Here is a 9,108-nt window from a genome sequence, read left to right on the forward strand (position 1 = left end):
ATTCACTAATTTAATTTACTATTAATTACCAAAAAGCGTAAAAATCTTAACTAATCAAATTACTCATAAAAATCTTTGAGTAATTATAAATTAAAACCATATCCATCCATCTTTCTAAAAGAAACACAACTAAGATACTGTAGTTATTAATAATATCTAATAGAGATATAAATTTCTAAACTTTATATCATTAATTATTTATCACCTTGTTTATAATTAATCTTAATGTTATAATCCTATATATAGATTATATGAAAAAAATAAGAAGGATGCAACATTTGTTGCTCGGTAAGAGAGATATATGAAAACTAAAAGATACATTACATTAGCTAGCATACTTGCTCTAATTTTCACTTTTCTATACACATTTAATATAAACTTTGATCTCAATAAACAGTTAAACCTTGCTAACTTAGCAATTATATTAGTTGTTTTAATTTTATGGGTGTTATCTGGTTATATGTTATTAATTAAAGATATTTTTAAAATCACAGAAAATGAACGAAATGGAATCACCTTAGTCTTGGTATTATTAGCAATTATATTTTTCTACTATAATCCATTTCCAAATCCAGAAAGTTTTTACATTACTTTACCAAGAATAATATATTTTATTCTAACAATAATAATATTTTTCCTGCTTATTATTGCTTTTTGGAAAGAAAATCTTACCCCTCTAATATCAGCAATCTTTATTCCATTCAGTGTTCAAAGCTACTTAGTAAATATTAAAGAAATTACACAATACACAAGCTACACTCTGTATGTAATAATTTTCTTTATAGCTATAGCTTACATATTAAATTACTTTAGAGGAAAATAAAATTAGAGTTGCAGATTTAGTGCACAAAATAAATTCATTAAATACAAAACAAAAATCTTCAAACATACAGTTCAAAATATGTTTGAAGATTATTTTTTATACTAACACTATATACTTTTTACAGATATCTGCAAAGAAACTTTGAACATCCCCTGCTTTTAACATAGCTTCTTGTTCTTCATCTACAATATAGTTATCGCTAGCTTCCATAACCGCAAGAAGCCTCTTAAAAGTATCAGCAAATAATGCTTCATCTTCATTTAGCAGATAATTAAAATTCTGTTCAGCAAAAAACGGAACAAATACCTCTCTAAAGGCGCCTTGACGAATTCTTCCGATAAGTTTCTCACCACTCGCAGTAACGAATAAATCACCTTGCTTTTCTACAAATTCCTTCGCTTTAATAAAACTAGAAAATATTTGGAATCCTTCCGCTTCTTGATACTCTCGAAAAACTGGTATTTTAAGTCCTTGCTCCTCAAAAAGATTTTTATCAATTATTACAAAAACCTCTTCTAAATTCCAAAATTCCTTCGCTATATAATAAAATGCTACACGCCATCTACTATCACTCTTAGGCAACCTCTTAAATGTAGCTACTTGTTCAACTAATTTAATATCTTTTTCCAATATTTGTTCCTCTATTCTCTATCAATTTAATCTAATTGAATTATCGTTCCTATACGCTTTGGAGTAGCATTATCCAACCTATATGAAAAGAATTTATCATTATCTCTTACCGTACAGAAATCAATAATTTTAATATTATCTTCTAGTATACCACATTTTTTCAATAATTCTTTATTCAATTGCCATAAATCTAAATAATATTTACCATCATTTTCTTTATAATAATCTTTCACTTCTAAAACTGCAAATTTTTCAATTAGATCATGAGAAACTTCATAGTTATCAACACTAATCGATGGACCTATAATAACCTTAATATTCTCTACCTTACAACTATACTTATCTATCATTATATTTACCATTTCCCCGGAAATATTCGCATACGTTCCACGCCATCCTGCATGAGCTAAGGCAACAACTCCTTGCTTCTTATCATAAAAAATAACAGGCACACAATCAGCAGTAAAAATTAACAGAGGTGTCGCTTGTAAACTAGTAATTAAACCATCAGCTTCCTTCCCATTGTCAGTAATATCAGCTTTTGATAAAACAATACGAACATCGGCTCCGTGCACTTGAATATTATAAACTATATTATTATGGTTAAATCCATATTTATCAGCGAAGTTTTTCATATCTTCACTACTCTTAGCATCAACACTCCTATTAGTAAATGCTATTTTTATATTATCATCATTAAATAAATATCCGTCAACTATCTCTCGCATGACGACCTCCTAAATTAATTTTTTTAATGTATAATTCCATACTATTTTATCTACAACATTCCAAATTTATTAATTTTAGAAAACACTAAAATAATTACAGTATATAAAAATCGTAAATATCCACATAAGATACTTACGATATTAACATTTTTAATTCTAGTAATAGCGAACGAACGAGGCTAACACATAACCCTTACCTTATATATAATGGTATTTACGTTCGACTTACTGTTACTACAATCATAATATCATATTTAGGTACTAAACTCAATTATTATATTCTTTCTATCCATTTTTTAGGAGACATAACAAAACTATTAAGACCTACTTCACTTCTAAACTGGTCGAGTTCGACCAGTTTAAAATCTAGATTATTCATCTTCTCCCAAGCCCCTAAAAACTCTATAGTATTCCTATTTCTTAGCCAATTTTTTTATAATATCAGCAGGATTCTCCGAGTCTTTATATCTTGCAATATCAGTTAAACTAATATAATCTGTATTCGAAGTTAATAATGCAATTTCATTACCATTAGCTTTAATTTTTACCATTTTATAATCCTTCCTTTATATTTAATTATAACTTTTTAATATTTAATGTTTTTTTATCATATAAAACTTACAATATAACTACACTCTTCTATCGACCAATCTCATAACTTGATTCTTCTCTCAACTAATTATACTATATCTATTTTAAAATTTAAATAAATAGAAGTCCATACTCCACTATCTAAACTTCCATTCTACCAAACAAAATAGGAATCTGAAAAACGTATATCTTTCAGACTCCTATTTAATATTTATCTTATTCTTCTACTAGATCTAAGTAAACTTTTTTACTAAATGTTGTTGAATTTAATACAGTACGAATTGCGTTAATTACTGTACCCTTCTTCCCTATAATGCGTCCACAATCTTCTGGGTGCACTGTTAAAATGTAGTGTTCACGTGCATTTTTAACGAATTTTTCGATTTTAATCTCATCTTTATGCTCAACAATTTCACTAACAATACTATAAATTAATTCTTCCATGTCTCTCTCCTTATTTAGCTACGATATTAACTAATCTTCCAGGAACAACAATTACTTTCATAACTTGTTTTCCTTCAATTAATTCTTTTACTTCTTCATTAGCTAGAACGATTTGTTCTAATTCAGCAGGCGTTAAATCTTTCTTAACGTCTAATTTAGTTTTAACTTTACCCATAAGTTGAACTACAATTTCTACAGTATCACTTACAAGTTTGCTTTCATCAAATGTTGGCCATGGCACATAAGAGATTGACTCTGTGTTACCATAGATTTCCCACATTTCTTCTGCTAAGTGCGGTGCAAACGGTGCAAGAAGTTGGATAAATCCTAGTGCATATTTACGAGGAATGTATTCAGCTTTATAACAATCATTTATGAACACCATAAGTTGTGAAATAGCTGTGTTAAATCCTAGAATTTCAATATCTTCTGACACTTTCTTAATAGTATAGTTATAGCTTACTTCTAATTCTGAATTATCTTTGTCTTGAACCTTATCATTTACTTTTCCAGTTTCTTCATCAACGAATAGACGGTATACCCTATCTAAGAAACGACGAGATCCATCAAGCCCATTTTCACTCCATGCGATTGAAGCATCTAGTGGTCCCATAAACATTTCGTAAACACGTAATGTATCAGCACCATGTGATACAATAATATCATCAGGATTTACTACATTCCCTTTAGATTTAGACATTTTCTCAGGACGACCATCTTTACCTTCAGCAAGAATCATACCTTGGTTGAATAGTTTTTGGAATGGTTCACGACTCGGTACTAAACCTAAATCATAAAGTACTTTGTGCCAAAAACGAGCATATAATAAATGAAGAACTGCGTGTTCAGCACCACCGATATATACATCTACAGGTAGCCAGTATTTTAATTTTTCTGGATCTGCGAACATTTCATCATTGTGTGGATCGATGTAACGTAGGTAGTACCAACAAGAACCAGCCCATTGAGGCATTGTGTTAGTTTCACGTTTACCTTTTTTACCAGTCTCAGGATCTACTACATTTAACCACTCTTCGATATTAGCAAGTGGAGATTCTCCAGTTCCTGATGGTTTAATATTATCTGTTTCTGGAAGTAATAATGGTAATTCACTATCAGGTACAGTAGTCATAGTACCATCTTCCCAGTGGATAATTGGAATTGGTTCTCCCCAGTAACGTTGTCTTGAGAATAACCAGTCACGTAGTTTATATGTAACCTTACTACGTCCAACTTTATTTTCCTCTAAGAATCCAATAACTTTTGCGATAGCTTCTTCGTTATTTAATCCATTGATGAAATCAGAGCTGATGTGTTTACCATCACCGTAGAACGGTACAACAACTTCACCATTATCTTCGATAACAGCTTTAATCGGTAAATTAAACTTAGTCGCAAATTCATAGTCACGCTCATCGTGAGCAGGAACAGCCATAACAGCCCCAGTTCCATAACTTGCTAGAACGTAATCTGCAATCCAAAGTTCTACTTTTTCACCATTTACAGGGTTAATCGCGTAAGCTCCTGTGAATACACCTGTTTTATCTTTATTAAGGTCTGTTCTTTCAAGGTCAGACTTACGTTTAACGATATCAAGATACTCCTCAACAGCAGCTCTTTGCCCTTCAGTAACGATTTCTTCTACAAGTTTGTGTTCAGGCGCAAGTACACAGTAAGATACACCAAACACAGTGTCAGCACGTGTAGTGAATACTGTGAATTCTTTATCAGTTCCTTCGATTTTGAAATCAATCTCAGCACCGACAGATTTTCCAATCCAGTTACGTTGCATAGCTTTAAGACTTTCTGGCCAATCAAGAATATCTAAATCAGCAAGAAGTTTTTCAGCATACTCTGTAATTTTAAGAACCCATTGACGCATTGGACGACGCTCTACAGGGTGTCCTCCACGCTCAGATTTACCATCAATAACCTCTTCATTAGAAAGTACTGTTCCTAATGCTGGACACCAGTTTACAGGTACTTCATCAACATAAGCAAGTCCTTTTTCATAAAGTTTTTTGAAAATCCATTGTGTCCATTTATAGTAGTTAGGATCTGTTGTATTTACTTCACGATCCCAATCATAAGAAAATCCTAATTCTTTAATTTGGCGACGGAAAGTGTCGATATTAGTTTTTGTAAAATCTCTTGGGTCATTACCAGTATCTAATGCATACTGCTCAGCAGGTAAACCGAATGCATCCCATCCCATAGGGTGAAGTACATTGTATCCATTCGCTCTTTTGTATCTACTTAAGATATCAGTAGCTGTATACCCTTCTGGGTGACCAACGTGCAGTCCAGCTCCTGATGGATAAGGGAACATATCTAATGCATAAAATTTTTCTTTTGTATGATCATCTAATGTTTTAAATGTCTTATTTTCATCCCAATATTTTTGCCATTTTTTCTCTATAACTCTGTGGTTATATACCATAATTTAAGCACACTCCTTCGCTTTCAAGTTCTCTAAGTTATAGTATACCAATTTTAACGATTTTTATCAACAACTGTTATAACTTAATACAAAAATAATTCAATATTTCTCTCTTATTTCATATATCACATTAATTTTTTATAAAAATAAACTTATAAAATATCAACTTTCTAATCGTTATATTTTTTCAATACGCTTCTCATTTTCATCTATTTTTTCATATCAGCACTTATAAAAATACAAAAAACGCCTCAAGAATCTCGATTTTCATAAATCATGATTCCTGAAGCATCTTCTTTAATATCTAATTATCCAATAGCTACAAATGATCCACCGATATTAGTATCATACGGATCAAGACTTCTTTGGTTCCAGATAGTATTAATATCATACCATCTTCCAGTAGTATTGACATTATCCGGGTCCATCGCCTTAGTCTTACCACCACTATATCCACTTAAAATGATAGCGTGCGTTATTCTACCTTTAGCGAAAATACCATTACCTACAGTTGCAAATACAGGTTTTCCACTTTGTAAAGCAGCGATAAGTTGCTCTTTAGTTGTAATAACAGTGTGTTTATATCCATATGCATTAATTGCATAAACTGCACCTTTACCAGATGTTCCTAGTCCACCTACGTTCATCTCATTTGTGTTGTTGTAAATAGTATCAGCAACAGCTGTAGGAAGAACTTTTTGTCCTAAACCATTGAATACCATAGCTAGTGATGTAGGTACACATCCACTTTGTGCCATAGTTCCAATACCATATTTTCTACTACCCCAACGGTAATCACCTTGGTATATTGTGGCATATTTAAAGCTGGTGTATTCTTATCTTCCTTAGCGTAGTTTGGTACCCATTTACCACTTGAATCTACGTAGTAACGTCCGTTATCTACCCATGCACTTTTAGCCATTCTTCCATCGGCACCTAACCAGTAGTTTCCTACCCATTTGTTACGAGCTAATGAACCATCTTTTTCGTAATAATACCATTCTCCACCATTACGTTTTTGCCATCCTAATTCATCGTTAAGAATAACTTTTTTCTTAATTGATGGGTCTTTTTTACCATTTTTGTCAACATAGAAACGATCGTTGTCTACCCAGTTTTCAGTTACCATCTTACCGTCTTTATCTACCCAGTAAGTGTCCCCAATCCATTTATTGCGAGCTAATGTACCGTTTTGTTCATAATAATACCATGTATTATCTGCTTTCACCCAACCATGTTTTTTCTCTACTGGTTTTGGTGCTTCTTGTTTCTTAGCATCTTTATCCCATAGTCCAGTACTTCCTACATAGTAACGTCCGTTATCTACCCATGCATTAGTTGCCATTTTCCCGTCTGCACCTAACCAGTAGTTTCCTGCCCATTTGTTTTTAACTAGTGTTCCATTCTCATAGTAGAACCAAGCATTGTTTTCTTTTACCCAACCTTGTTTCTTAACCGCTGGTTTTGGTGCTTCTTGTTTCTTAGCATTTTTATCCCATAGTCCAGTACTTCCTACATAATAACGTCCGTTATCTACCCATGCGTTAGTTGCCATTTTTCCATCTGCATCTAACCAGTAGTTTCCTATCCATTTGTTTTTAACTAATGTTCCATTCTCATAGTAGAACCAAGTGTTATTTTCTTTTACCCAACCTTGTTTCTTAACCGATGGTTTTGGTGCTTCTTGTTTCTTAGCTCCTTGTACCCATGCTCCGTTACCACCTACATAGTAACGTCCATTATCTACCCATGCGTTAGTCGCCATTTTTCCATCTGCACCTAACCAGTAGTTTCCTATCCAAGCATTTTTCACAGTACGTCCTTGTGCATCTAAATAATACCACGTAGCTCCAGTTTGTACCCAACCTTGTTTAGTTACAGTTGCTAGTTTGGCTGGTGTTGTAGCAGCTTTTTGAGCATTTTTCACCCATGCTCCATCTTTTCCTACATAGTAGCGTCCGTTATCTACCCACGCATTCGTTACCATTTTTCCGTCTGCACCTAGCCAATAATTACCTTCCCAGGTATTTCTTGCTAATGTTCCATTTTTATTATAAAAGTACCATGTATTTCCACTCTTAACCCAACCTTGAGCTGCTAGAGCGTCGTTACTAGCTACCGCATTTACTGCGATTGGAGTTGCTAATACTGTAAGTACTCCTAATCCTAATTTCACGCTGTTTTTTGTCATAATATTTCACCTCAAAAAAGTTCCTTATTTTTTATAAATATCACACTTTATTATACACTAATTTACTCTTATTTTCAAGGAAATTCAACCCACATTTTACACATAAAACGACTCAAAAATACGATTTAATACAATCCTATTTATAGAGTCGCTTTATATGTTTTATTAACCAACCAATGTATTTCATCAAAAGGCATATATAAACATTTATCTATATAATTTCTCAATCTACCTATAAGTCGGCTATTACGTATATCCTATTTATAGTATGCTATAATTCCGTCAACAATACCATTAGCTAAACGATCTTGATATTCACTTGTTCTAATTTTGCTTAATTCTTCTGGATTATCTAAGAATCCTAATTCAACCAATATTGAAGGGATAGAAGTTTCACGAAGAACCGCAAACGATGCACATTTAACTCCTCTATCACTAGCCCCTGTTTGGTATAATAGATTTTGTTGTACTTTTAATGCTAATTTCTTACTCTTTTCTAATCTTTCAGGATTATTATGATTAGCTTGGTTTATCTTAGATGGTATATCAGCTTGAGCTTGGTAATAATACGTTTCAATACCACGAGCAACACCTCTACCACCTGAATTGAAGTGAATACTTAATAACATATCCGCACCAGCATTATTTGCTTCTTCTGCACGATCTACTAAGTCCACATCTTTATCGGTATTTCTACTTGTTAATACTGTGAATCCTAAAGAAGCAAGTTTACTACTTACTTTATTATAAACACTTAGAGTTAAGTCTTTTTCTCTCACACCTTGACTAATAGCCCCAGTATCACTTCCTCCGTGACCTGGATCAAGGAAAATAGAACGCTTAGTATTCTTATCTCTCGATGCATCTTTCACCCAAGCACCATTACTTCCTACATAGTAACGTCCGTTGTCTACCCATGAGTTAGTTACCATTTTTCCGTCTGTTCCTAGCCAGTAGTTTCCTGCCCATTTATTTCGTGCTAACGTTCCATTTTCATCATAGTAATACCAGTCACTTCCTGATTTTACCCAACCTTGTTTCTTCTCTGCTGGTTTTGGCGCTTCTTGTTTCTTAGCATTTTTATCCCATAGTCCATTACTTCCTACGTAGTAACGTCCGTTGTCTACCCATGAGCTTGTTGCCATCTTTCCGTCTGTTCCCAGCCAGTAGTTTCCTGCCCATTTGTTTCGGACTAATGTTCCATTCTCATAGTAATACCAGTCACTTCCTGATTTCACCCAACCTTGTTTCTTCTCTGCTG

At 33.1% G+C, this 9,108-nt stretch carries 9 protein-coding genes; 1 reads left to right on the forward strand and 8 read right to left on the reverse strand.

What is annotated here, in order from left to right:
* Positions 1–301 precede the first annotated feature (301 nt).
* The gene (locus RWQ73_RS03365; protein WP_314406695.1) at positions 302–823 is read left to right on the forward strand and encodes a hypothetical protein; all 522 of its coding nucleotides are present in this window, start codon (positions 302–304) and stop codon (positions 821–823) included.
* A gap of 96 nt (positions 824–919) precedes the next feature.
* Here RWQ73_RS03365 and RWQ73_RS03370 read toward each other — a convergent pair whose 3' ends face one another.
* From RWQ73_RS03370 to RWQ73_RS03405, 8 genes are all read right to left on the reverse strand, one after another.
* The gene (locus tag RWQ73_RS03370; protein WP_314406696.1) at positions 920–1,453 is read right to left on the reverse strand and encodes a hypothetical protein; all 534 of its coding nucleotides are present in this window, start codon (positions 1,451–1,453) and stop codon (positions 920–922) included.
* A 26-nt stretch (positions 1,454–1,479) separates the two neighbouring features.
* A complete protein-coding gene (pgeF, locus tag RWQ73_RS03375; RefSeq protein WP_314406697.1) occupies positions 1,480–2,181 on the reverse strand; it encodes a peptidoglycan editing factor PgeF in 702 nt (233 codons plus the stop codon).
* A 413-nt stretch (positions 2,182–2,594) separates the two neighbouring features.
* The gene (locus RWQ73_RS03380; RefSeq protein ID WP_314406698.1) at positions 2,595–2,732 is read right to left on the reverse strand and encodes a hypothetical protein; all 138 of its coding nucleotides are present in this window, start codon (positions 2,730–2,732) and stop codon (positions 2,595–2,597) included.
* 256 nt (positions 2,733–2,988) lie between these two features.
* Positions 2,989–3,216 (reverse strand): KH domain-containing protein, encoded by a 228-nt coding sequence (locus RWQ73_RS03385; RefSeq protein WP_003147770.1) that lies wholly within the window; start codon positions 3,214–3,216, stop codon positions 2,989–2,991.
* 10 nt (positions 3,217–3,226) lie between these two features.
* Complete coding sequence (gene leuS / locus RWQ73_RS03390) at positions 3,227–5,656, reverse strand: leucine--tRNA ligase (RefSeq protein ID WP_314406699.1); 2,430 nt, start codon at positions 5,654–5,656, stop codon at positions 3,227–3,229.
* Positions 5,657–5,964: 308 nt separating this feature from the next.
* Positions 5,965–6,414 (reverse strand): C39 family peptidase, encoded by a 450-nt coding sequence (locus tag RWQ73_RS03395; RefSeq protein ID WP_314406700.1) that lies wholly within the window; start codon positions 6,412–6,414, stop codon positions 5,965–5,967.
* Positions 6,381–7,847 carry a hypothetical protein gene (locus tag RWQ73_RS03400; RefSeq protein WP_314406701.1) on the reverse strand — a complete coding sequence of 489 codons (1,467 nt, stop codon included), beginning with the start codon at positions 7,845–7,847 and terminating at the stop codon, positions 6,381–6,383. The genes RWQ73_RS03395 and RWQ73_RS03400 overlap by 34 nt, the downstream gene beginning before the upstream one ends.
* Before the next feature lie 257 nt (positions 7,848–8,104).
* Positions 8,105–9,108 (reverse strand): N-acetylmuramoyl-L-alanine amidase (locus RWQ73_RS03405; RefSeq protein ID WP_314406702.1); only part of this gene is annotated, 1,004 nt, incomplete at its 5' end.

Source organism: uncultured Gemella sp. (assembly GCF_963525875.1).
Classification (GTDB): Bacteria; Bacillota; Bacilli; order Staphylococcales; family Gemellaceae; genus Gemella.

Bases quoted from the DNA above. Each gene is read 5' to 3' on its own strand.
- RWQ73_RS03365 (WP_314406695.1), top strand. From the start codon at position 302: ATGAAAACTAAAAGATACATTACATTAGCTAGCATACTTGCTCTAATT.
- pgeF (WP_314406697.1), bottom strand. From the start codon at position 2,181: ATGCGAGAGATAGTTGACGGATATTTATTTAATGATGATAATATAAAA.
- RWQ73_RS03380 (WP_314406698.1), bottom strand. From the start codon at position 2,732: ATGGTAAAAATTAAAGCTAATGGTAATGAAATTGCATTATTAACTTCG.
- RWQ73_RS03385 (WP_003147770.1), bottom strand. From the start codon at position 3,216: ATGGAAGAATTAATTTATAGTATTGTTAGTGAAATTGTTGAGCATAAA.
- leuS (WP_314406699.1), bottom strand. From the start codon at position 5,656: ATGGTATATAACCACAGAGTTATAGAGAAAAAATGGCAAAAATATTGG.
- RWQ73_RS03395 (WP_314406700.1), bottom strand. From the start codon at position 6,414: ATGGCACAAAGTGGATGTGTACCTACATCACTAGCTATGGTATTCAAT.
- RWQ73_RS03400 (WP_314406701.1), bottom strand. From the start codon at position 7,847: ATGACAAAAAACAGCGTGAAATTAGGATTAGGAGTACTTACAGTATTA.